General features: G+C 54.8%; 20 protein-coding genes and 1 pseudogene. 4 read left to right on the top strand and 17 right to left on the bottom strand.

What is annotated here, in order from left to right; genetic code table 11:
* Positions 1–4: 4 nt before the first annotated feature.
* The 6 genes from tssG to tssA form a co-directional block, all read right to left on the bottom strand.
* The gene (gene tssG / locus RGW60_RS19105; RefSeq protein WP_322206042.1) at positions 5–1012 is read right to left on the bottom strand and encodes a type VI secretion system baseplate subunit TssG; all 1008 of its coding nucleotides are present in this window, start codon (positions 1010–1012) and stop codon (positions 5–7) included.
* The gene (tssF, locus tag RGW60_RS19100) at positions 976–2757 is read right to left on the bottom strand and encodes a type VI secretion system baseplate subunit TssF (RefSeq protein WP_322206041.1); all 1782 of its coding nucleotides are present in this window, start codon (positions 2755–2757) and stop codon (positions 976–978) included. The genes tssG and tssF overlap by 37 nt, the downstream gene beginning before the upstream one ends.
* Before the next feature lie 107 nt (positions 2758–2864).
* Entirely contained in the window at positions 2865–3269 is a 405-nt protein-coding gene (tssE, locus tag RGW60_RS19095) for a type VI secretion system baseplate subunit TssE (protein WP_322206040.1), read from the bottom strand.
* An 11-nt stretch (positions 3270–3280) separates the two neighbouring features.
* Positions 3281–4756: a type VI secretion system contractile sheath large subunit gene (gene tssC, locus RGW60_RS19090; protein ID WP_322206039.1), complete on the bottom strand. Its 1476-nt coding sequence runs from the start codon at positions 4754–4756 to the stop codon at positions 3281–3283.
* Positions 4757–4784: 28 nt separating this feature from the next.
* The gene (gene tssB, locus RGW60_RS19085; protein WP_322206038.1) at positions 4785–5291 is read right to left on the bottom strand and encodes a type VI secretion system contractile sheath small subunit; all 507 of its coding nucleotides are present in this window, start codon (positions 5289–5291) and stop codon (positions 4785–4787) included.
* 33 nt (positions 5292–5324) lie between these two features.
* The gene (tssA, locus tag RGW60_RS19080) at positions 5325–6875 is read right to left on the bottom strand and encodes a type VI secretion system protein TssA (protein WP_322206037.1); all 1551 of its coding nucleotides are present in this window, start codon (positions 6873–6875) and stop codon (positions 5325–5327) included.
* Positions 6876–7454: 579 nt separating this feature from the next.
* Between tssA and RGW60_RS19070 the strand changes: the two are divergent.
* Both RGW60_RS19070 and RGW60_RS19065 read left to right on the top strand, forming a co-directional pair.
* A pseudogene (locus RGW60_RS19070) lies at positions 7455–8797 on the top strand (phospholipase effector Tle1 domain-containing protein).
* Complete coding sequence (locus RGW60_RS19065) at positions 8794–9456, top strand: DUF2931 family protein (RefSeq protein ID WP_322206034.1); 663 nt, start codon at positions 8794–8796, stop codon at positions 9454–9456. The pseudogene RGW60_RS19070 and the gene RGW60_RS19065 overlap by 4 nt, the downstream one beginning before the upstream one ends.
* A gap of 74 nt (positions 9457–9530) precedes the next feature.
* Here the strand turns inward: RGW60_RS19065 and RGW60_RS19060 are convergent, their stop codons facing one another.
* From RGW60_RS19060 to RGW60_RS19030, 6 genes are all read right to left on the bottom strand, one after another.
* Entirely contained in the window at positions 9531–9665 is a 135-nt protein-coding gene (locus RGW60_RS19060; protein ID WP_322206033.1) for a hypothetical protein, read from the bottom strand.
* The gene (locus RGW60_RS19055) at positions 9662–12820 is read right to left on the bottom strand and encodes an efflux RND transporter permease subunit (RefSeq protein WP_322206032.1); all 3159 of its coding nucleotides are present in this window, start codon (positions 12818–12820) and stop codon (positions 9662–9664) included. The genes RGW60_RS19060 and RGW60_RS19055 overlap by 4 nt, the downstream gene beginning before the upstream one ends.
* Entirely contained in the window at positions 12817–14301 is a 1485-nt protein-coding gene (locus RGW60_RS19050; RefSeq protein ID WP_322206031.1) for an efflux RND transporter periplasmic adaptor subunit, read from the bottom strand. The genes RGW60_RS19055 and RGW60_RS19050 overlap by 4 nt, the downstream gene beginning before the upstream one ends.
* Entirely contained in the window at positions 14298–15554 is a 1257-nt protein-coding gene (locus RGW60_RS19045; RefSeq protein ID WP_322206030.1) for a TolC family protein, read from the bottom strand. The genes RGW60_RS19050 and RGW60_RS19045 overlap by 4 nt, the downstream gene beginning before the upstream one ends.
* A 98-nt stretch (positions 15555–15652) precedes the next feature.
* Positions 15653–15994: a hypothetical protein gene (locus tag RGW60_RS19040; RefSeq protein WP_322206029.1), complete on the bottom strand. Its 342-nt coding sequence runs from the start codon at positions 15992–15994 to the stop codon at positions 15653–15655.
* 1149 nt (positions 15995–17143) lie between these two features.
* Positions 17144–18004 (bottom strand): AraC family transcriptional regulator, encoded by an 861-nt coding sequence (locus tag RGW60_RS19030; protein WP_322206028.1) that lies wholly within the window; start codon positions 18002–18004, stop codon positions 17144–17146.
* Between the two features lie 150 nt (positions 18005–18154).
* Between RGW60_RS19030 and RGW60_RS19025 the strand changes: the two genes are divergently transcribed.
* Positions 18155–18874, top strand: a complete 720-nt coding sequence (locus RGW60_RS19025; protein WP_322206027.1) for a cysteine hydrolase — start codon at positions 18155–18157, stop codon at positions 18872–18874.
* Between the two features lie 58 nt (positions 18875–18932).
* The gene (locus RGW60_RS19020) at positions 18933–19196 is read left to right on the top strand and encodes a DUF2798 domain-containing protein (protein WP_322206026.1); all 264 of its coding nucleotides are present in this window, start codon (positions 18933–18935) and stop codon (positions 19194–19196) included.
* Between the two features lie 86 nt (positions 19197–19282).
* On the opposite strand, the gene RGW60_RS19015 is transcribed toward RGW60_RS19020, so the two are convergent.
* From RGW60_RS19015 to RGW60_RS18995, 5 genes are all read right to left on the bottom strand, one after another.
* Complete coding sequence (locus RGW60_RS19015; protein ID WP_322206025.1) at positions 19283–20032, bottom strand: SDR family NAD(P)-dependent oxidoreductase; 750 nt, start codon at positions 20030–20032, stop codon at positions 19283–19285.
* Between the two features lie 36 nt (positions 20033–20068).
* Positions 20069–20572, bottom strand: coding sequence for a DUF1993 domain-containing protein (locus RGW60_RS19010; RefSeq protein WP_322206024.1), 504 nt, complete (start codon positions 20570–20572; stop codon positions 20069–20071).
* A gap of 72 nt (positions 20573–20644) precedes the next feature.
* Entirely contained in the window at positions 20645–21748 is a 1104-nt protein-coding gene (locus tag RGW60_RS19005) for an NADH:flavin oxidoreductase/NADH oxidase (RefSeq protein WP_322206023.1), read from the bottom strand.
* Positions 21749–21801: 53 nt separating this feature from the next.
* Positions 21802–22152, bottom strand: a complete 351-nt coding sequence (locus RGW60_RS19000; protein ID WP_322206022.1) for a hypothetical protein — start codon at positions 22150–22152, stop codon at positions 21802–21804.
* 43 nt (positions 22153–22195) lie between these two features.
* On the bottom strand, positions 22196–22858 hold the full coding sequence (locus tag RGW60_RS18995) for a peroxiredoxin-like family protein (RefSeq protein WP_322206021.1): 663 nt from the start codon (positions 22856–22858) through the stop codon (positions 22196–22198).
* Between the last annotated feature and the right edge of the window lie 78 nt (positions 22859–22936).

The following is a 22936-nucleotide window of genomic DNA, read 5'->3' as shown; positions in this document are numbered from 1 at the left end:
GTCCTTAATGAGTTTTGCTGCCGAGGGTGACGATGCCGTCGGCATATTCGCGTCCAAGCCAACTGGTCCAGCCGAGGCGGCAGGCGTTATGTTCGTCGAGGCGCAGCTCACGAATTTCTTCATGGCGAAGCACCAGGCGAATGTCGTAATCGAGGGGGTCGCGCAGGGTAAAACGCACCAGCGCGCAGAGCGGTTGATAACCCACTCCCGTAGGCAGGAAATCGAGGAAGCGCTGCCAATCCAGTTCCCGGATGTGCACGCGAAATTTACTGCTGCGATCACGCACGTATTCGCCCAGCACCAAGTCTTCGCCCAAGCGACTGTTCGCCATACCTAGCCGGTTACGTTGCTCCTCAAGAATCCGTACCGAACGCTCGATGCATTGCTCGATGGTCAACTCGGCGTGCTTGAAGTAGTAACGCAGTACGGACTCGATCAACGCGGCCGAGTGGGCTCGCAGGCTGAGCAAGCCCAAATAGGGCAATAGGCGTTTCCAGTTCAGCTCGTTGGTCTCGCGTATCGCCTTGTCCCCAAGTCCGATCAGCGCGAAGAGGTGCGCCGAAAACGGGTCCACCGCGCCGCGCTCGAAACGGGCGTGATAGCGATACTTGCGCCAAGTGGGCAGCAGCAGGCGTTGTAACCGGTGATGAAACAGGTCGAGAAAATCACGGGTCGACTCGCCCTTTCCGCCGTATTCCAGCGCCTGCTCGCCGTAAAAAGCCGGCAGCGGCGATCCGGCTCCAACCAGGCTGATCAAGTTCAGACGCAGCCGTGCGCGAGAACGCCCTCCCTCGTCGAAGAACTCCACGCAATCAATATCGCTGCTCGGGAAACCAAAGCTCGGATTCGCCTGAAACTCCACCAGATCGTAAAGTTGTTCTTCACTCATCGCTGTATTGGATAGGCGTAACTGGTCCATGACCTGAGGTACGGCCTGGAAGATCGAGAATTCGCGTATAGCTCGGCTCAACCTGCTTACAGCAAAGGTTGCAGGCCCATACGTGGTGCCCATTGGTACACCTCCCCCTGTGTGCTTTGCACATGTAGTTCGTGGTACGAATTGAGGCTGGCGTAGAGCGCAAAGAACTCGTTGAGAACCGAGGCGAACAGGAACAAATCGCCTTCGCCGACATAGCTCCTTGGGTCAATCAACAGCTCAGTGCGTAAGCCACGAACGGGCAACCCGCGATGCAACCGATCGACGTGCTGATGGCTGATGGACTTCAAACCGTCGAGCAGGGTTTTGCTGACGTTGCGAGCCTTCTGGTCGTAGTAGCGCGGCAAGTCGTAGGTTTCGAGAATGACCTTCAGCGCATTGACGTTGGCCAGCGACACATAATTCAGCGACATGTTGCTGATCAGCTTCCACAGGAAGTCGCGGTTCAATGGTGGGGCGTAACTGGACGTGGGCACGAGGATGTTGCGGAAGGTCAGCGCTTCCTGGGTTTCTTTGCTGCTGGAAATATCGCCAACCTTGAGCCGGCGCGGAAGGTTTTGATTGGTACAGGTCAGATCCACGGACACCGTCGAAAAACGCTCGATGTTTTGGTTGCCAAAACTCAGGTAAGTGTCCACGCCTTCATGAGCGTGGGAGGGCCGCTGCCGAACGCTGTAATGTGGGGCGTGATTGCCGTCATCGAAGCTGGAGTCATGCTCGAAAGACTCGAACGGCACAAAGCTCTTAAATGTCCCGCCCATCTCGTTCCCGCCCACCCCGTCGACGGAAAACACGCCGCAGTGACCTCGACCCTCTTGATGGGGCAGAAGCAGATACTCGTCTTCTTTTCCTTCAAGACGGATCGGAGACGCATCGTGCTTGAACAGGTTGACGATGGGCGTGCAGTACAGCTTCACGTTGTCTACCGTCGGGCGCTGGCGCTCCATGCCGTTTTTGCTGATAGAGAAATGCAACTCGATACCCTTAGCACCCTTGAGGATATCTTCCGAAAAGCTTTGTAGAGCGTCTAAGCCGGAGATATCAACGAACAGAAACTTCTCTTGAAACGCGAAGTACTCCTGGAGGTAGCGGTAACCACGGAAGGTGTTCAGCGGGTAAGGAATCAATGATTCGTCTTCGGCAAAACCCACGGGCTGGAGGCAGTTGGAGGGTAGGGTTAGGAAGCGGTCGCTGCGGCGCAGAGTGTTCACATGCTCAGTGCCAGCGCCCAATAGGTGCACTTCAACTTTTTCCAAATGGCGCAGCAAACTCAGATAGAGCGTCTGGCTAATGTATCGGTCACCCGCAAAATGCAGCCGAAGGCGGCGCAGCTTCAAGTCACCCAGATGGCCGTCACCTGGAATTTCCAAACGCAGCGTTAAAAGAGCGCCTTCGCCCTTTTCGGAATAGCTCAATGCAGCCAGATTTAGCGCCTGAACCTCTGTGGCATAACATGTCCGGAAACTGCAAATCTCCCCCTCAACCGGCTCACTTTTTACGTCTGTACCGCGAGCGGCGATTACGGTCGGGCCGGCTTGCGCAAGAGCTTCGAACTGCAACATGCTGAACGACGGCAGCGGACGCATGTAGTTCGGCCACAACAGGTACATCAAGGAATGAGTAAGCTCGGGCAGATCATCGTCAAGCTTCTCCCTCAAGCGCCCAGTCAGAAAGGCAAAGCCTTCAAGCAAACGCTCCACGTCGGGGTCGCTTCCACCCTGCCCCAAAAAATGCGCCAACGCCGGATTACGCTCAGCGAAAACACCGCCCAACTGGCGTAGCGCGTTCAATTCGCTTTGGTAGTACTGGTTAAAAGACACGGGCGATGAGCTTCCTGCACGAATGCTGTGTGAATGAGATGTAGCGTTCGGCGTGCTCCGCTGGAAAGTTCCACGTGGAACACGCTGGTATATGAAATAGAGCGTCGCTACTTAACTGTGATTTTTCCGCCGTTACTCAATCGGGCGGACAACAAGACCGATGACTTAACACCGTCAACTTCCAGTTGGCCTTCGATGGAGAACGCAAGGTTCAGCTGGTTACTCTCATTAGGCGTTGAGATGAGTTCAACCTTGGTAAGACGCGGCTCATACGCCTCAATGAAGCGCTTGATGTCTGTTGCTCCCTGAGTCAACGCATCGTGAAGACTCAGCGTCATATTGTTCAGGTCTGGCATCCCGTAGTCGGGCAGCGCTAGTACACTGCCCGCACGGGTGCTGAGCATTTTGGACAGGTGGGCAGTCACCGAATCCCGGGCGGCTTCCTCGAGGTTTTTGCTTCGCGAGGCAGGAGTTCCACCAAGGCGTTCGAAAAGACTGCCGTATGCCGTCATGAGTTATCTGCTCACTCTTTTTCCAGCTTGCCGACCAGCGACAGGGTGAAATCAGCACCCATGTATTTAAAGTGCGGGCGCACGTTCAGGCCCACTCGGTACCAACCAGGCTCACCTTCAACATCAGTGACGGTGACTTGGGCTGCGCGCAGTGGGCGGCGACCCCGAACGTCCGCGCTTGGGTTTTCCTGATCAGCAACGTACTGACGAATCCATTTGTTCAGCTCTTGCTCAAGGTCCGTGCGTTCTTTCCAAGAGCCCAGCTGCTCGCGCTGCAGCACTTTGATGTAGTGCGCCAGGCGATTGATGATGAACATGTATGGCAGTTGTGTGCCCAACTTGAAGTTGAGTTCAGAAGTTTTATCTTCCTCACTGATGCCGAAAAACTTCGGTTTTTGCACCGAACTGGCGGAGAAGAACGCTGCGTTATCGCTGCCCTTGCGCATGGTCAGGGAGATAAAACCTTCCTCGGCCAACTCATATTCGCGGCGATCCGACACCAGTACTTCAGTCGGAATTTTGGTCTCGATTTCACCCATGCTCTGGAAGTGATGCAACGGCAGATCTTCCACGGCGCCGCCGCTTTGTGGGCCAATAATGTTCGGGCACCAGCGAAATTTAGCGAAGCTGTCGGTGAGTTTGGTGGCGAAGGCGTAGGCGGTATTACCCCACAGATAATGCTCGTGGCTGTTGGCTACATTCTCTTTGTAGACAAAGCTCTTGACCGGATTTTCCTCGGGGTCATAGGGGTTACGCAGCAAGAACCGCGGTACGGTCAAGGCGACATAGCGTGCGTCTTCCTGCACGCGGAAGCTTTGCCATTTGGTGTAGTGCGGGCCTGAGAATTGGTCTTTGAGGTCTTTCAGGTCCGGTAAACCGGTGAAACTTTCCAGTCCAAAAAATTGCGGCCCGGCTGCGGCAATAAAGGGGGCATGCGCCATGCACGCAATGCTGGCGACATATTGCATGGTCTTGACGTCTGGCGAGCTGGGCGAGAAGAAGTAATTGGCAATAATTGCGCCCACTGGCTCGCCACCAAACTGACCGTATTCAGCCGTGTAAACATGCTTATAGAGGCCGGATTGATTGATCTCCGGCGAATCTTCGAAGTCATCCAGCAGGTCTTGCTTGGAGACGTTTAAGATCTCGATCTTGTTGTTTTCGCGGAAGTCGGTGCGGTCCACCAGCAGTTTCAGCCCGCGCCACGACGCCTCTAATGCCTGGAACTCGGCATGGTGAAGAATCTCATCCATTTGAAGGCTGAGCTTGGCATCGATCTCGGCGATCATGCGATCAACCATGGCTTTCTTGACCGGCTCGCCATTGTTTTGCGGCTTTAACAACTCTTCAATGAACGCCGACACACCCCGCTTGGCGATGCTGTAAGCCTCGTCGTTAGGCGTCAGTTTGGTCTCGGCAATAATGCGGTCGAGAATGCCGCTCTCCGCTGTTTCGGTGGTGTTTTGCTGCGATGCTTTGGTGCTCATAATGTGGGCTTCCTATGCGGATAAAGGCTCAAGCGTCGGGCTTTGCGGCTGCGTTCATCTCAAGTTCGCTCAGCACTCGGCTGCGTGATTCATCGTCGCTAAGGACGCTTTCAATCGCTTTGCGAAACGCTGGCGCATTACCTAATGGCCCTTTGAGAGCGACCAACGCATTGCGCAACTCCATCAACTTTTTCAGCTCTGGAATCTGATCAATCAGGCTGGCCGGGTTGAAATCCTTCATGGATTCGAAACCAAGTTTGATCGCCAACTCATCTGAACCACCCTCCTCCTGAAGACGGTTCGGTACGCTCAGTGTCATGTTGAGTTTTTGTTTGCTCAGCACATCGTCGAAGCTGTTCTTGTCGATGCTGATCGGCTTGCGGTCTTCAACCTTTCGTTCATCCGCTTGATGGGTGAAATCCCCCAACACCATCAACTTGAGCGGCAGCTCAACCTGTTCCTGCGAGTTACCGGTCGCGGGTTTGAACGTGACGTTGATGCGTTCCTTAGGGGCTATGGAGCCTTCTTTGGCCATGACTTTTCTCCTCTACAGTGATGACCCGAAGGCCTAGGGCAGTGCGACTTCGATATCGAGGTGACACAGCCGTTGAAAGATGTCGTCCTTGCGCTCGCGCACGACGGCGTTCTGCGGCAACAACTCGCAGCAGCGGTACAACAGATGCAAAACTTGCAGTGCGAGGTCCGGCTCCCAGGCCGCAAGTCCGGAGCTCAATAATTGTTGATCGAGGGTTTCAAGCTGGGCTTTGGCCAATTCGTATTTCTTGGCTTGATGACAAAGGCGAGCAAGGCTCAGTTGCCAGAAAAACCGTACTCGCCCTCCTTGGGCGGCCTGCAATCCCTGCTTGAGGAGTTGCACGGCAGGTTTGAGCCCATCCCTTCGCAAAATGGGCAACGCGTCTTCGTATGCCTCTTCCCAGACCGCCTGCTGATAGTCGGTTTGCACAGTCATCGGCGAACTCGCAGCTTGGAAATGCACTAAAACGTGGGCACTGATCCAGCTGCGTGTCTCGGCATCGGCGAAGGGCACGCCGTCATGAAACTTCAGTTCAACCACTGTGGGCAGGCGCTGCAAGAACAGCGAGAACTGCACTTCTACTTCTCGCATGGCGAGGTCAGCGTTAAGTCCTTGCTGACACTCCCAGGCCATACGCTGACCATCGAACCAGAATGGCGAAGCGGAAATGCTTGCCTCAAGGTCCACCAGCAAATCGGCAAACGCCCCTTGAGAAAAGCGGTCTTGATAGCTTTTTAATTTGTCCGCCGGTGGCCCGCGCAGCGCGGTGACGTGCTCAGCATTACGTTCGGGAAGCGTGTCAATCGGTAGCCATAGCAATGTCCGGTTGAGGCGCAAAGCGCGTATGTCGGTGGCTTTCTGGCGCAACCACCAGGTACACAATGTGCGGGCATTCTCCTGCTGACCACGCAGGGCTTTTTGCGCTTCTTTCTCGTTGTCGACTGGTGAACCCGGTGCAAAGAGTTGGCTGGCCGCCTGTTTGATCTGCGCAACGGTCGATTCCACGGGGCCGGGCAAATTATTCACGGCGCGATCAATCATCAGCTTCAGGCGCCGACACAGCGGCAACATCAAAGGCGCGTCACCCGCCAAATGCAGCGTCAACAATGTTTCCAGCCCATGAAGGCGTTCCAGCAGCAGCTGGAACAAGGGCAATTGCTCCTTGATCGGAACGCTCTCCACCAACACTTGGTCCATACGCGGCAACAGCCAACTGAATGCTGCCGCGCGGGTACGCACCTTAAGCGGATGCACCGCTTGCCAATGGTGCTGGCAGAGATGACAGAGCATGCCAACGCCAGCCATCAAACCGGCAAATGATTCTTTCTGGTACAACGCCCACACCAACCACGCCCCTACACGCAGGTCTTTGGACTGGGTTTGCAAAATCGCTTCGCTCAGGTCAAGCACCTTCTGCCAGTCGACCTTAATGCCCTCTTCCATGGACTGAGCTTTGTTCAGTTCAAGCTCCAGCGCTTCATATTCGTTGGAAAAACGAATGTCCTCGCCGCAGAAGTTGTCTTGGGCGATTGGCGTTTTAGCCACAACAAGGTAATGGGCGGAGCGTGCGCTTGAGTAGCTCATCCGAGGTAGCGACCGTTTGAGCAGGCATAACCATACTGAAGTGCATCGATACTTGGCGGGGTTGTATCAGGATGGTTCATGAAAGTTGCTTTAAACCGATTGCATTTGTCGTACGTCATAGTCGGGCTCCTCGGACGTTGGGCCGATCTTAAAATTGTGCAACTTATAAGTCTGTAGGATTTATTACCTTCTAATGTCGGCCTGCTCTGATGAAAACGACGAAACTTCGTACGGAGTCTTCCAGAACATGAAAGTCGCTGTTGTCTGTAGGAGATATCCTGCAAAAACATCGGAAGCTAGAGCAGTTTGAAAAGCTAAAAGAGGCTTGTTAAATGCTCCAAACCGCCGTATTTTTCTGCAACCCAATTATTAGTGCATATGTATCTGTACAACGATTGCCCCATATTTGTTATTGCGGCTACTGCAGCAATAAATATTAACTCCCTATAAAAGCATTGTTCGTTTTGCTCTAAGGGAGGGGTGCGCAAATAGTTGTCAATGTAAAACGACTAATATTCGCGAAGTTATTCAGGAGTACCGTTTGTGGAAAAACACGACCCCAATTCCTGCCGGGTATGTCTGGCGAATCGACCAAAAGAAAAAACCCCTCAGCAACTCGCCGCCCGGGAGGAGATGCAAAAACCCGCCCTGGCCGCAATTGCGCAGAGGGAAGCACGCCAAGAGGCGCTCTACCGCAGGGTGGCGGAGCAGAAAAAACGCGAGCGGGACAGCAAGGTGCCGGTCTTCTTGACCATCGGTGTGTTCTTCGACGGCACCTGCAATAACGCCAGCAACACCGCGATGGGCATTATGTGTGGCGCGCATCACCCGATTCAGCCGCAAGACCTCGAGACCAGTTGCAAACCGTATATGGCGGATGCTGACAGCAGTTATGGGAATGATTTAAGCAAGATACCAACCACGAAATCACCCACATCATGTTTGATGTCTTCGGTTTTAGTCGAGGCGCCGCAGCGGCCAGGCACTTTGCCACAGAAGTCGCCAAAGTTCGCAACGGTCCCTTAGACGCTGCACTCAATAACCAAAAAATTGCATTCAGCCCGGAATTCATTGGCCAATACAAAAAAGATATCCGCATCGGTTTTATCGGCCTGTTCGATACCGTGGCAGCTACGGGTGGGTTGAGTAACTTACTCAATATCAGCAGTTCAGTTACTCCCGGATTGAACATTGCATTGCCCTCGTCAGACTTCAGATACGTGGTGCAATTAGTGGCTCGCGACGAGTGCCGAGACAATTTTGCCCTTAATAAAATCGGCCCCGATCATCCTGAAATTATCGTGCCCGGTGTTCACTCGGACGTTGGAGGAGGTTATCGCGCCGAGGCGGACGAATGCGTGCTGATCACTCCCATGCAGGCGCTGACGGTCGCGGAAAACTGTGACGTAAAAACCACCTCCATTTACCAGGACGCGCTGCAAGCCAAACTGCACATGATCGCTAAAGGCTGGCCCGCCGAGATGCTGGAAATTATTACTCCGCCCTCTATGGAGTTAGCGATTGACCCGCAGGATCGACAGGCACCCCGGGAAAAAAGAGTGTTTGCGGGCCTACAACTCAAGCGAACAGTACGCGGAGAGTTGTCGCGTGTGTATTTGCGGGTGATGTACACCCTGGCGAAACAAAAGAAGGTACGTTTTACCGATATCGATGAGCAGCGTGCTGACTACAAGCTCCCTCAAGACCTCCAATCGCTGTGCGACCGCTTTGTGGCCGGTGATTACAGCACCACACCTGCCGAAGAAGCTCAGTTAAAGCTGCGCTATATCCATACCTCCGCCCATTGGAACAACCCAGTGACTAAGCGACATGGGGAGGGCCTAAAGCTTTTTTACTTTAATGCACCGACGGAAAACGGCATACGCATCCAACACCCTCACGTAATCAAGGGCCAACGATGAAGATCAAAAAGCTGTGGATATTATTGGGTCTAGCAATGATTGCAGGATGCCAGGCCGCCGACCCGTTGTCCGGCGTTAATGACCCCCATCACCCATGGTGGGATCTGCGATTCTCCGCGCCGTACTATATGACGGGTTGGGTCGAGATGAGCGCGGTAGTGGATATCAATAACCGATTCTTTCCACGCAGAGGCGGCGGGGCTATCGGCATCGGAGCTTTTCGGAACGACGGCATCGAATATGCCCACGGATGGGCGGATACCGGTGGAAACGGGAGTTTTGTCACCGGTGCCGATCTCCCGAAACGGGTCTTTGTGCGCTGGCAATCCTCGGTCGAGCCTCAAACCTATCAGGGCTGGATAGAGATCCCGGAAGAAGCCCGTCAACTGATGCGCTACTCCATCGCTCGACGCTGTGCCAAATACCCTGACCGCCCAGCATCCTGGCACCCCAGCCTGACCCTGGGGCTTGCACCCGGCGGTATCGTGCAAGTGTGGGTGTGGGATGAGTGTTTACGCCGAGTCGCCTTCAACCGCGCCCAAGTGGGGATAGAACCCTTAGGCCCGGATCTGGGCAAATCAAACGGGCACTACTTCCAACAAACCAAGGACTCGAAGCAATACATCGAACGCTTCGGCATTCCGTATGGCAGTTGGTGATCCTACCCCACCCACAAAAGCATCTTTACTCTACGTCTCAAGGCGCATCACATGAAGGCGCTATGGAAATGGCCTCACACCTGTGGCTTAACGAAGGTAATAACTTTGAAGCTGTAGTTGAATACGGGTCTGCTGACAGTTACGCGAACGGACGCAGGTGCAGACAAAACAATCACGGTACTTGCAACTGCAACGAGGGTCAGTTTCATACAACGCTTCCTTGAGGATTAGTGGGTTTAGCACTGAGATGCCGACGGCGCATCAGGCGATAGGCTGCCGGGATGACAAACAGAGAAAGTAAGGGTGCCGTGACCATGCCGCCGACCATGGGCGCTGCAATGCGGCTCATTACTTCGCTACCAGTACCGCTGCCCAACAAGATAGGTAAGAGGCCTGCAATGATGACGGCCACGGTCATGGCTTTGGGCCGAACGCGCTGCACAGCGCCTTCACGAATCGCAGCCACCAGCCCGCGCTCAGTGCTGTCGCCAAGGTTTTCACGCTCAGCCCAGGCGTTCTTCAGGTAGAGCAGCATGATCACGCCAAATTCGGCAGAAACACCGGCCAAGGCGATAAAGCCGACACCCGTGGCGACCGACAGGTTGAATCCCAATAGATAGAGGAACCAGGCCCCTCCAGTCAGTGCGAATGGCAGAGTGGCCATGATCAGCAACGCTTCATCAAAGCGAGCGAACGTCAGGTAGAGCAGCACGAAGATGATCAACAGCGTGGCAGGTACCACCAGTTTGAGTCGTGCGTTAGCCCTTTCGAGAAACTCGAACTGTCCTGAGTAACTCAGGCTCATCCCAGGTTGCAACTTCACTTGCTCACTGACCATCCGGCGTAGATCGGCGACTACCGAGGCAATGTCCCGGCCACGCACGTCGATATACACCCAGCCTGAAGGTCGAGCGTTCTCACTCTTAAGCATGGGCGGGCCATCGCTGACCTTTATCTTCGCCACGGTACCAAGGGTGATCTGGCTACCCAAAGGTGTGTAGATCGGCAACTGCTCCAGGGCACCGAGCGAGTCACGCCACTCGCGAGGGTAACGGACGTTGATCGGAAAACGAGCCAGCCCTTCAATCGTCTCCCCGACGTTTTCACCGCCGATTGCGCCGGCCACGATCGACTGCACATCGGCAATATTCAGCCCATAGCGGGCCGCAGCTTTACGATCGATATCTACGTCAATATAACGGCCACCGGTCAGTCGTTCGGCCAACGCTGAACTGACACCTGGCACGTCCTTGGCCACACGTTCGACGGCTTGGGTGACGGCATCGATCTCCGTCAGGTTGGTACCGGCGACCTTCACACCAATCGGGCTTTTGATTCCGGTAGCCAGCATGTCGATGCGGTTACGAATCGGTGGTATCCAGATGTTGGTCAAGCCTGGGACACGTACCACTCGGTCCAGCTCCTCCACGAGCTTTTCCTGGGTCATCCCTGGGCGCCACTGCTCCCGCGGCTTGAACTGGATGGTGGTCTCGAACATCTCCAGCGGTGCCGGATCGGTGGCGGTTTCGGCGCGACCCGCCTTACCGAAAACGTGTTCGACTTCGGGCACGGTTTTGATCAGGCGGTCGGTCTGTTGCAGCAGCTGCGCCGCCTTCTGCGCCGACAACCCCGGCAAGGCCGAAGGCATGTAGAGCAGGTCACCCTCGTCCAGCGCAGGGAGAAACTCGCCACCCAAGCGAGAGATCGGCCAAAGCGTACTGAGAAAGACCAGTAGCGCAACCAACAAGGTGATTTTGGGCCGACGCAGCACCGCGTCCAGGGCCGGTTGATAGATCCTGATCAACCAACGGTTTAGTGGGTTCTGTTGCTCATTGGGAATTCGTCCACGAATCCAGTAGCCCATCAACACCGGTACCAGAGTCACCGACAGTCCGGCCGCCGCCGCCATGGCGTAGGTCTTGGTGAAAGCGAGGGGGCCAAACAAGCGGCCCTCCTGCGCCTCCAAGGTGAACACCGGAATGAACGACAGGGTGATGATCAACAGGCAGAAGAACAGCGCCGGCCCTACCTCAACCGCAGCTTCGGTAATCACATGCCAGCGATGTTCGCCCTTAAGCTCCTCGTCGGGATGGGCCGCATGCCAGGCCTCGATCTGCTTATGGGCGTTTTCGATCATCACCACCGCGGCGTCGACCATGGCACCAATGGCAATGGCAATCCCTCCCAAGGACATGATGTTGGCGTTAATTCCTTGGTGACGCATGACGATGAAGGCAATCAGCACCCCAACTGGCAGCGAGATAATGGCTACCAGTGACGAGCGCAGATGCCACAGAAATATCCCGCAGACCAACGCGACGACAATGAACTCCTCGATCAGCTTGTGGCTGAGGTTTTCCACGGCACGATCAATCAACTTGCTGCGGTCGTAGGTGGTGACGATTTCTACCCCGGCCGGCAGACTGCCTTTGAGCTCGTCGAGTTTGGTCTTGACCGCCGCAAGGGTTTCACGAGCATTCTTGCCGCTGCGCAGAATCACCACGCCACCAACCGTTTCACCTTCGCCGTCGAGTTCGCTAATACCACGACGCATCTCCGGCCCCAGTTGAATTGTGGCCACATCGCCAAGAGTCACTGGCACGCCACCAGCCCCGAGTTTTAGCGGGATCGCCCGAAAGTCATTCAGTGTCTTCAGGTAACCGGAAGCGCGCACGATGAACTCGGTCTCCGCCAGTTCCAGCACAGCACCGCCGGTTTCCTGATTTGCGTTGCCAATCGCCTTGGTCACCTCAGACTGCGTGATACCCAGGCTGGCCAGCTTGAGCGGATCGAGCTGCACCTGGTATTGCTTGACCATGCCGCCGACAGTGGCTACTTCTGCCACGTTCGGCAGGGTCTTGAGCTCGAACTTGAGAAACCAGTCCTGAAGTGCGCGCAGCTGCGCCAGATCATGTCCACCGGTGCGATCTACTAGGGCGTATTGATAGATCCAGCCCACCCCGGTGGCATCTGGTCCCAAGGCCGGTTTGGCCGTAGCTGGCAAGCGGCTTTGTACCTGGCTCAGATACTCCAGTACGCGTGAGCGAGCCCAATACAAATCGGTACCGTCTTCGAACAGCACGTAAACGAAGCTGTCGCCGAAGAAGGAGTAACCGCGTACGGTTTTGGCTCCCGGTACTGAGAGCATGGTGGTCGCCAGCGGATAGGTCACCTGATTCTCGACAATTTGCGGCGCTTGCCCCGCGTAGGGGGTGCGGATGATTACCTGGACATCGGAGAGGTCCGGCAGTGCATCAATGGGGGTGCTCTGAACCGACCAGACGCCCCAGGCAGTGACGAACAGCGTGGCCAGCAGGACCAGGAAGCGGTTGGCCACCGACCAGCGAATAAGACCCGCAATCATGGCTGGCTCCCAGAGCGTTCCAGCCGCTCAACGCGCAGACCATCATCCGTCTGGCTGACAGCGATCCTAACCTTGTCGCCCGTTTTTAGGCCCTTCATCAGAACTGGAGTGGCGAGAGGGAAAGTCATCGTCATGCCTGGCATCCCCAATGTCTTGAAGGGACCATGGGCGAGCGTGACTTCTTTGTCGTTGATCTCAACGATCTGACCATCGGCCTCATGCATAGCGACGGCGGTTACAGTAGATGGCGTAACTTCCAGTGAGCTTGCGACAACGCCCTTGAGACTGGCCTCCGAATCGAGCAGGAACTGGCCAGAGGTCACCACTTTCTGCCCCTCTTCCAAGCCTTTCAATATCGCCGTCTTGCCGTCGTAATCCTGGCCTAACTGCACCTCCACCGGACGATAGCGGCCAGCGTCTTCAGCGAGCATGACCAACGCACGTCGACCGGTACGAATGACGGCCTCGCTCGGTACCCACAAAACACTTTGCTCCGTCGAACGATTGAGGCTTACCTCTGCGGTCAAACCTGGTCTGAGTCGGCCATCCGGATTGGGTAACTCAACGCGAACGCGAAGTGTGCGACTGTCCGAACTGGCTTCAGGAAGAATCGCACTGACCACGCCCTTGAGCACAACTCCAGGGAACGCGGACAAACGCGCTTCGGCTGCTTGCCCTACGACGATTGATCCAGCTTCCGACTCTGGTACAGCCACGGCCAGCCATACAACGCTCAAACCATTAACACGAGCCAGCGTCTCGCCTGCGGCCACCGTCATACCTTCACGCACACTCAGCTCTTGAAGCACGCCACCAATAGGGCTGGTCAGAGTCAGGTTAGGTTGAACTTTGCCACTGCGCTCAACTTGAGCAATTAACGTAGGTGGCATTCCGGTGAGCCGCAATCGCTGGCGGGCCGCTGTCAGCAAGCCAGCATCGCCACTACGCTTGAGGGCGAGAAATTCCTCCTGAGCAGCTGCCCACTCCGGCACCAAGATATCTGCCAAGACGGCATTTGCTTTCAGCACATCACCAGGTGCATGGGCATACACGCGCTCGACAAACCCCGCCGTACGGGCCTGAATGACTGCAACGTCTCGTTCATTGAAGGCCAGCACACCTACCACGTTCAGTGTCGAGGCAAACACGCCTCGACTGACGCTAGCCAGTCGTACACCCAGGTTCTGAGTCAGACTTGGATCAATTCGAATGGCAGCGCTGTCCCCCTTGGTATTTGCGTATCGAGGGATCATCTGCATGTCCATAAAGGGTGACTTACCCGGCTTATCGAATTTCTGTTGTGGGTACATGGGGTCATACCAATACAGAACTTTTTGATCGGCAGAGGCTTTGGGCTCCTGATCCGGCACGACACCCGTTGCTCCGCTCATTCGCGGTTGAGCTAACCAGTAACCACCGGCAACACCCAAGGCAATCGAGATGCCAACGACTGAAAGCCCTTTCCATACTTTAAAAATCATCGAGCGGACTCCCCATAAGAGAAATACAGGCGAGCTTTGGTCAGAGCACGTTGCTCTTCGACGTCAATCTGCTTGAAACGGGTTTCGATGAGTTGGCGTCGGGCGGCCATAACCGAGTTCAAATCACCCTTGCCGGAGCGGTAGCTGGCCATGGTGAGTTCGACCTTTTCTTTAGCCAGCGGCAACAAGCTTTCCTGATTACGGCTGACTGCACGATTGAGGCGCTCGTAGTCGGCCAGCTCATCCTCCAGTTGCTGGGTATGCTCGCGTGACGCGGCTTCGCGCTCAGCCTCAAGCTGGTTGAGTTCGGCGTACTTGGCCGCAATCTTGGGGTTCTGTCGAGAGTCCGGAAACAGCTGGAGATCCCATGAAAACTGGACGCTGACCATGTCACCAAACTGTTGGCCTCGATGCTGATAGTTGAGTTCCCAGCTCCAGTCAGATTGCTTTTCCGCCTCAGCTTCACGGATCTTGGCTTGTGCTTCACGGGTCATTGGCACAAACGCCGCCAATTCGGGGTGATGTTGCAGCTTATGGGAGTAACCAGAGGTTTCGATGGGCAAATCAGGCCAGCTGCCCACGGGTTTGTCGTTGGCGGCAGGACCAATCCAGCGCTTGAGGGCAGCTCGGGCCTGTGCACGTTGGAGAGCCAAATCATCCTGCTGCTCCGCCAGTTGAGCGGCCTCCTGTTTGGGTGTCACCGCATCGGCCGGCTGGGCGCGGCCGCCTGCAATCTGAGATCTGACGGTATCGGTCAGAAGACGGTTTTCTTTGTAGAAGTCCTGGAACAACGCATCTTTACGCTCAACCGAGTAGCTACTGATCCAGGCTAACGCCGTGGATTGGCGGACGTTCAGACGCGTCACTCGACGCTCAGCGGAAGCTCGATCAACGGCCGCATCCGCAACCTCGATACGTGCTTTGCGCTTGTCTCTGCTGGGCATCTCCTGCCTGATCCCGACCATTTGCATGGTCATGAAGTCTCGGTCAATGCTCCATCTGTCGGGACCACCAATGGGGTAGTTCTGCACGCCCAGCAGCAGCTTGGGATCTGGCAGTTCACCGGCGGGAATGGCCGCGCTTGTGGCTGCTTGAATTTTGGCGTCTTGCGCGGTCAACGACGGCGCATTGTTTTCGGCCAGCCGCAACGCTTCATCGAGTGTCAATGCGCCCGCGAGGCTCGGCAATGCCAGCACGCTTGCCGCCAGGCCGGCCACGAGGGGCCAACCGGTGCAATAGCACTTGGAGTTCATATTCACGATTCCTGTGATGATCCGCCGCGCGCTTCATAAACATGCGCGCAGATATGCCATCCCGCTTACGCGGAATGAGGCTCAGTGAGGTACAGGAATCAAGTACGGGGCGGGCGCCATACCCCTGAAGAGGTTTGTACTAGCAGAAAATGGCTGGAGAAGGACACAACGAGAGGGCTGGACAAGGTGAGAGGAGGCTTGATGATCGACACTTGCAGCATGCCGCCGGTTTTGCATTCCTGGCCTGGCTTGCAGGGTTTACCAGAATCTGTGGGACTTTTCATGTCATGGCAGCAGTCCTGCCCCATACCATCCATCATCGCCATGCCTATGGTTTTCATCGGGCATGGTTCAGTCGATGCCTGAACACCCGCCATCCCACTAAGGGGAAGCGCCAAACTAATCAGGAAGATGAGGCAAAACCGCAGATAGCGTTTCATGGGCTGGAGTGTAGACGGTGCGAATGACCGTTACAATTCACCATTAAGACTCCTTTATTGGCTATCACCACACATGATCTTAGACAATAAAGTCTGTCTCCACCGCCCCAAAGAAATCACAGCCTGTGGCGTAGCCAAAAAAACAATAAAGACTGTCTCTGGTGCGGTAAATGGCAGGAGCGGTCGAGACTCTAGCTAATAAAGACTGTCTCTTTTGAAAGACGCGTTGAATGTCGCATTTTCTCCATAAGACGGCGTGAACCTCCTAGGCCTGCGCATCATGCGCATCAATGAGCTGCCAAACTCCCATCAACTGGCAAAGCGGTAGGAATCGATGACGCTAGCCGCCGAATTACCAGCTAAAACAAGAGGGCGGCAATCTTGTCCAAATGGGTTTGGCGCTTTTTAGGTTAAGTTCGTTAGCGAGCCGCAGCCAAGAGGGCGGCCAGTTGCACCATATAAATCTCGCGGTTGCGGCCTTGGTCATGACGCGAACGTCCGTTCGTGGGTACGGCAGCTCAACCACGGCGCCATTTGTATACTTCGGTTTTTCAGGATCCTTGAGGTATGAGTAAGGTGTGTTTGCCCGTAGCGCCAAGATGGACAGAGCAATTGTGAGATCTCTCATGAAAACGTACATTTTGATCATTGAAATTGGAGAGTTGCGCTATTGATGATGCTAATCGTAGCTCTCACAACTAAACAGGTGCCTGATGCACGCATGTTATCCCTTGGCATAAGGCTAAGCCTTCAGTTTCAATGTGGATGCTCTAACAGCCCGGAACTGGCAGCAACAATCGGCCTCTCCTGGCCGGTTGCAGCTGTCAGCTCAGGCAAACTCTAGCCAGAAGCGAACATCTAACCTGCTTGGTGATGACTTCACCGGACGGACCCGGGCCGGATTCAACCAGCACGTTTCTTGATCATGACCGGCAGAAGACGACCCGTTGCCGCTGGCCCAAACCGTCTCAATCCCTACTGAAAATCACTCCAAAGCAACAGAAAGGTGTGGCGCCCGGGCGCCTGCGAACCTTGGTAGTTAGAAGCAGGATCAGCTGTAGCAGCACGTCGTGACGGAGGGTCGGAGCTGTCTTTGTCCGTCATGGTGTTATCAAGCATTCCTCGCTCCGCTGAAATTGATCAGAGGGTTCAGCGATGCACGTGTGCTGTCACCAACGATTCTTCTGCGTTGGCATCGCGTTTCAACCATTCTGCTGGTGGGCAGCCAATCACATTTAAAAAACCTTTTGAAAAAGACGCCTGCGAGCTATAACCAACCGACACAGCGATGACCTTGATCTGTACCCCGTCACGAAGCATGTCTTGGGCCACTTTCATCCGCCAGGCCGTGACGTAGCCCATTGGTGAGATACCCATGATTTTAGTGAAGTATGCCGAAAACTTGGATCGTGACATGTTCGCCAGCCCCGCAAGGTTCTCTACGCTCCAGAGCGCGTCGGGCTCCAGATGAACGCTGTTAAATACTGAGCCCAATCGGCCATCCTGTAGCGCATAAAGCAAACCGCTGGATATCTTTCCGGAGCTAACGGCACGTCGAACTATCACAACAAAAATATATTCGAGAAGCAGGTTGAGCGCCTTAATTTTACCTGGAGCGGCTTCGTGAAACTCGTAAAGGAGCGTACTGATTACGGGGTTGAGATTAGCTAAATCCTTGAATGGGAAGACTAGCGTTTCCTTTAGGCCAAGCGGGAATGTTTTGAGGGTGTTGCGCCCAAACTGGAATGAGGCACAGATCAAATCGGCGCCGCCAACTGAACTCGAACGTAGCTGATATTGGCAACTGCTCGGACAAAACAAAATACTAGGCTCGGTGATCGATATCTTCGGCACTCCAGGCTGCACCATGTCGATCCCGCCATGGCTGACCACGTGGATAAATGCCATACCAGGCGGTTTATCAAGGACCAGCGTGCCATCAACTCGTCCGGAGAAAAATAGCCGGCCTTGAAGGTTCGTGCGTTCGAAGAACTCGGACAGAATATCCATGATAGGGACAACCAGATAAAGACTCTGTACGCGCAGACAAAACAGAATCAAGCGTAGAGATAGGATGAAGTTCTCGCCGATGGTAATGATTAGCCCGCAGGGGCGCCATGGCACAGAGCAGACTTCTTATCTACGATCGGAGTTATTGTCATGAGCAACGACACAACACGCCTCGAACATTATGTAGATCCAGCAAACCCTGCACTACCATCTACAGGCATGAAGCTTGACCTTTCTCGGGCCGCCCTAGTTGTCATTGACCCTCAGGTCGATTTTCTCAGTCCTGAGGGTGTGAGCTGGGACGTTTTTGGTAAGAGCATCGTTGAGCACGATACCGTTAAGCACATCGGTCAACTGTTCGCTGCGGCCAAGGGTGCAGGGATCACAGTGGCGGTCTCGCCTCACTATTACTACCCGTGCGACCATGAATGGCATTTCGGCGGACCGCTTGAAAAGGTAATGCACAGTATTGGAATGTTTGATCGTACGGGTCCTACGAATCTAGATGGCTTCGAAAACTCTGGCGCTGATTTCATGCCCGAGTATAAGCAGTACATTCTTGACGGCAAAACCATCATTGCCTCACCACATAAAGTATACGGTCCAGAAACAAATGACTTGGCACTTCAACTGCGCAAGCATGGCGTGTCGCAGATTATTCTGGCCGGCATGGCCGCGAATCTCTGCGTCGAGTCGCACTTGCGTGAGTTGCTTGAGCTTGGTTTTGAAGTGATCGTGGTTCGTGATGCTACCGCTGGTCCAACGACTCCAGAAGGTGATGGTTACTTGGCAGCGCTGATCAATTATCGCTACATCGCCAATGGTCTTTGGACTACAGCGCAAACCGTCGAATTTCTCCAAGCCAAATAGAGTCGGTACGAGTCGGCTGGTCGCAATGCTGCGACGCAGCTGACTGTGAGGATAGAAAATGCCAAAGCTCAACGGGCGATTTCGTCAGCAGACTTCTGCGGTGATCCAGTCTGCAATAACCAGCGCTATAGCTACGACGATAGCGAGCCCAGCGGATCTCTCACTTGGGGATTTCCTTTCCTACGAGTCAAAAAACTGGTCGATTGCATGGTTGACCATCGTTCCATTCGTGCTGCTTGCGACGCCACTGATAAAATGGCTAACGTCATTTTTCGTGCAAGAAGAACCTTCTCCAGTTTCCCTAACGAGCGATCTTGATTGATACCTTCCTTGCTGAAGCCTCTCTAAGGTCAAGTCGAGGCCGACGTGCATAGCAAATCACAGCGTGCGGCCTCGGACGTTGTAACGCTAGATTTGCAGCATACCTCCGTCTACAAATAGCTCAGAGCCAGTAACGAAGCTGCTGTCTTCTGAAAGCAGGAAGACTGCTGCCTTTGCTATTTCTTCCACTCTAGCAAGCCGACCCAGAGGGATGGCAGCCGCCATGCGGGATTTGATCTGAGCGACTTGCTCCAGATCCATTCCTGGTGCCTTGAAAGCTCCCGTGTCGGTAGGGCCAGGGCTGAGCGCATTTACCCGGATGGCGCGGGGTTTCAAATCGTTGGCCCACGAACGTGCGAACGAGCGAATAGCGGCTTTGGATGCGCCGTAGACGCTTCTTGCAGGGTTGCCTTTGGATGCCGCGACTGACGCGGTCAATACAATGGATGCGCCATCGGATAATAAGGGCAATGCACCTTGGACAGTCAAAAGGGTGCCGCGTACGTTGGTGTCGAAAATGTGGTTGTACTGCGCTAGCTCGATCAAACCCAGTGGTGCGCTGGCCTGAACTGCAGCGTTGGCAAATACCATGTCCAATCGACCTTTATCCTCACCAATTATTTGAAACAGTCGCTCGAGGTCATCAAGGTTACCGATGTCGCCTTGAATACCCCTTGCATTGCTACCAATCAATTGAACCGCCTCATCGAGTGCCAGTTGACGGCGGCCGGTTATAAACACGAAAGCACCTTCGTTTACCAGCAGTTGTGCTGTCGCCAATCCGATGCCTGAGCTAGCACCAGTAATCAGCGCGATTTTTCCATCGAATCTTCCCATGATGGGTCTCCAGTATTGCAGGTGTCAGGGATAGACCTAGAGATAGGCCAGCGCGCCAAAATAGTCTTTCTTGCCGATGGCCATCCCGTTGTGTCTAAGGATGTTGTGGGCAGTAGTGACGTGAAAAAAGAAATTCGGAAGCAATACCGACAGCAGATACGTGTCACCGCGCAAGACGCCATTGACACTGCGAAATCGAAGGTCGACTGGCCGTGATTCACTCCCGGCAAGTTGCTCCGGTACGATTGCGTCCAAAAAAGTCTCGGTGTGCTCAATACGCAGCATCAGCTCTGCGAGCGTGCGCTCGGTATCGGGAAAGAACGGTGGTTGAATTCCTGCGAGACGACCGATTCCAGACTTGGCATTGTCGCTTGCACGCTGCACCTGGCCAGCAAGCGACATCATGTTGGGGGCTAATCTGGCCTGAACGAGAACAGACTCCTCTATGCCGTTTTCTTCGGCATACCACTTCGCCAAGTCTAGATAGCCAGCCAGTATGTTGAGATGCCGCAACAGCACGGGCACAGACAGGTCGTACATAGAGAATGCCATCTGTATCTCTCAGTCGTTGTGTTGAGGGCATCCAGCCGGGATGCCCTCAAAGGTGGGATATCAGGCGCCTACGGCGTAGCGTTCCAGCCAATGTGCGTACTGTGCAGGCAGAGTCCATGAGGCCTTGTCGACACCTAGTTTGCGGGCTGCGTGGTATGGCCAGTGCGGGTTGCTGAGCATTGCGCGGCCAAGGCTTACCAAATCCAGTTGATTTTGTGCAACAGCTTGGTCAGCCAGCTCTGGCGTATCCACGCCCCAAGAGGTCGTCACGGGCAAACCGGTTTCGTTGCGAAAGCGCTGCGCTATGGGTGCGAGGAATGCAGGGGTGCCCCACGGTACATCAGGAGTTGCTGTGGAAAAGCCCATGCTGACGTCAAGCAGATCAACGCCCATGGTCTTCAAGATTTTCGCCAGCTCGATGGATTCCAGCAGCGTTTCCTCATCACGGCCGTCATATTCAATGACGCCAAGACGCACCACTAATGGCAGTTCTTGTGGCCAGACTTCACGGACCGCAGCTAACGTTTCAATGATGAAACGGCTGCGATTCTCGAAGCTGCCGCCGTATTGATCGGTGCGCTGGTTGGAGTGCGTGGAGAGGAAACCCATCGCCAGGTAGCCGTGGGCGAAATGCAACTCCAACCATTCGAAACCAGCATCACGTGCCCTGATCGTTGCCGAGACAAAGTCCGCCTTGACGCGCTCTATTTCAGTGATGGTCATAGCTTTGGGCACTTTTGGCAGACCGCCTCCGAGCGCAATGGCGGATGCTGATAAAGTCTCCCATCCTCGTGAGTCAGTCACAGCAATGTGATCGTCGCCTTCCCATGGGCGATTCGCGCTGGCCTTGCGACCGGCATGTCCAATCTGAATGCCCGCGATGGAGCCAGCGGACTTGATTGAACTAACAATCGGCAGTAGTGCTTGCGCCTGTTCGTCATTCCAGAGACCAGCACAGCCAGGGGTAATGCGCCCTTCTGGAGAAACTGAGGTAGCTTCAACAACCACCAATCCTGCGCCACCACGCGCCAATGATGCGTAGTGGCTGTAATGCCACTCATTGGCGATGCCGTCGATGGAGGAGTACTGGCACATCGGCGTAACGACAATCCGATTGCGCAGGGTCACGCTCTTGAGCTTGAAAGATTCGAATAAGGCTGACATGTCTGACCTCCAAAATAAGAAGCGTGGCGGCACAACTGGGCCGCCACAAAGGGTTACTGGCCGAAAGCTGCGGCGTAATTTTGGGCCAGCGCTTGAACCGCCAGCATGGGCGAATAGCCGATGTTGATTTCCATTACCTCGTTGCTGTCGTCGCGCGTCAGCACGGTGATGGCATTGATGGATTCACCGGTATGAAGGGTGGCGTCGTATTGAACAAAGGTCTTGTTACCCACGACCGCCATGGCCGGTGGATTGCGCGATGCGTACATCGAGCCAAGATTTAGGATGATCTCGCGAGCCTTGACCGGTCCGGTCGAGGGTGCCGCGAGAATCGAGGCTGTCAGCACTACATTGCCCGCAAGTTCGGAAAGAAAAGCCGGACCTGTCTGGTTGCTGGTACTCATGATCAGTTTCACCTTCTTTAATAGGGTGGTGGACCAACGCTTATCAGCTGGCGATAGTGCGCATACGTTTCAGGGTCGGAAACACTTCCGAAGGCTCTGGGCGCTGGGTGTAATCGGCGTTGACTTCGGCGTACTGGATGATGCCGTCCTGGCCAATCACGTAGCGGGCTGGCATCGGCAGAGTCCAGCTGTCTTCGCCGTTGAACACAGTGATGTCGGCGCCGACGGCTTTATGGATTGCTTGCAGATATTCCGGAACGTCCCAGCGCACGCCGAACGCAGCAGCCACTTCGCCGCCCTTGTCGCCAAGGATAGGGAAGCCGAGTTTGTTGTCGCGCTGTGACTTGCGGCTGTTAGCGGCAGTTTGTTGGGATACGGCAACCAGCGTAGCGCCGAGGCCTTCGATCTCTTGGCGGGCTTCTTCCATGGCCTGCAAATCAAAGTTGCAGTACGGGCACCACACGCCGCGATAAAACGTCAGCACCAAGGGGCCTTTTGCTAACAGCTCCTTGGAAGAAATCATTTTGCCGTCCGGATCCGGAATCGAAAATTCAGGGGCTACATCACCGGCTTTCAAAGCGCGGCCGGGAGCGCCGCTGGCAATCAGTTCCGCCACAGCGCGATGCAACGCTTCGACGACATGTGGGGGTGCCATCTTGGTTTCAAATTCAACTTTCAGTGCGTCGAGTTTCGATTGCAGAGTCATGGGATATTTCCTTGCGTTGGGCTTGGGATGAGTCAACTATGTCCTATGCAATATCCCACCAGTAGACGTCTTATTTGA

This window comes from Pseudomonas sp. AB6 (assembly GCF_034314105.1).
Classification (GTDB): Bacteria; Pseudomonadota; Gammaproteobacteria; order Pseudomonadales; family Pseudomonadaceae; genus Aquipseudomonas.
This window is presented reverse-complemented; position numbering and strand designations above follow the sequence as displayed.

Bases quoted from the DNA above. Each gene is read 5' to 3' on its own strand.
- RGW60_RS18995 (WP_322206021.1), bottom strand. From the start codon at position 22,858: ATGACTCTGCAATCGAAACTCGACGCACTGAAAGTTGAATTTGAAACC.
- RGW60_RS19005 (WP_322206023.1), bottom strand. From the start codon at position 21,748: ATGTCAGCCTTATTCGAATCTTTCAAGCTCAAGAGCGTGACCCTGCGC.
- tssB (WP_322206038.1), bottom strand. From the start codon at position 5,291: ATGGCCAAAGAAGGCTCCATAGCCCCTAAGGAACGCATCAACGTCACG.
- RGW60_RS19055 (WP_322206032.1), bottom strand. From the start codon at position 12,820: ATGATTGCGGGTCTTATTCGCTGGTCGGTGGCCAACCGCTTCCTGGTC.
- RGW60_RS19000 (WP_322206022.1), bottom strand. From the start codon at position 22,152: ATGAGTACCAGCAACCAGACAGGTCCGGCTTTTCTTTCCGAACTTGCG.
- tssE (WP_322206040.1), bottom strand. From the start codon at position 3,269: ATGACGGCATACGGCAGTCTTTTCGAACGCCTTGGTGGAACTCCTGCC.
- RGW60_RS19045 (WP_322206030.1), bottom strand. From the start codon at position 15,554: ATGAACTCCAAGTGCTATTGCACCGGTTGGCCCCTCGTGGCCGGCCTG.
- RGW60_RS19050 (WP_322206031.1), bottom strand. From the start codon at position 14,301: ATGATTTTTAAAGTATGGAAAGGGCTTTCAGTCGTTGGCATCTCGATT.
- RGW60_RS19060 (WP_322206033.1), bottom strand. From the start codon at position 9,665: ATGAAACTGACCCTCGTTGCAGTTGCAAGTACCGTGATTGTTTTGTCT.
- tssC (WP_322206039.1), bottom strand. From the start codon at position 4,756: ATGAGCACCAAAGCATCGCAGCAAAACACCACCGAAACAGCGGAGAGC.
- RGW60_RS19065 (WP_322206034.1), top strand. From the start codon at position 8,794: ATGAAGATCAAAAAGCTGTGGATATTATTGGGTCTAGCAATGATTGCA.
- tssG (WP_322206042.1), bottom strand. From the start codon at position 1,012: ATGGGCACCACGTATGGGCCTGCAACCTTTGCTGTAAGCAGGTTGAGC.
- RGW60_RS19025 (WP_322206027.1), top strand. From the start codon at position 18,155: ATGAGCAACGACACAACACGCCTCGAACATTATGTAGATCCAGCAAAC.
- RGW60_RS19030 (WP_322206028.1), bottom strand. From the start codon at position 18,004: ATGGATATTCTGTCCGAGTTCTTCGAACGCACGAACCTTCAAGGCCGG.
- tssA (WP_322206037.1), bottom strand. From the start codon at position 6,875: ATGAGCTACTCAAGCGCACGCTCCGCCCATTACCTTGTTGTGGCTAAA.
- RGW60_RS19010 (WP_322206024.1), bottom strand. From the start codon at position 20,572: ATGTACGACCTGTCTGTGCCCGTGCTGTTGCGGCATCTCAACATACTG.
- RGW60_RS19040 (WP_322206029.1), bottom strand. From the start codon at position 15,994: ATGAAACGCTATCTGCGGTTTTGCCTCATCTTCCTGATTAGTTTGGCG.
- RGW60_RS19015 (WP_322206025.1), bottom strand. From the start codon at position 20,032: ATGGGAAGATTCGATGGAAAAATCGCGCTGATTACTGGTGCTAGCTCA.
- RGW60_RS19020 (WP_322206026.1), top strand. From the start codon at position 18,933: ATGCCAAAGCTCAACGGGCGATTTCGTCAGCAGACTTCTGCGGTGATC.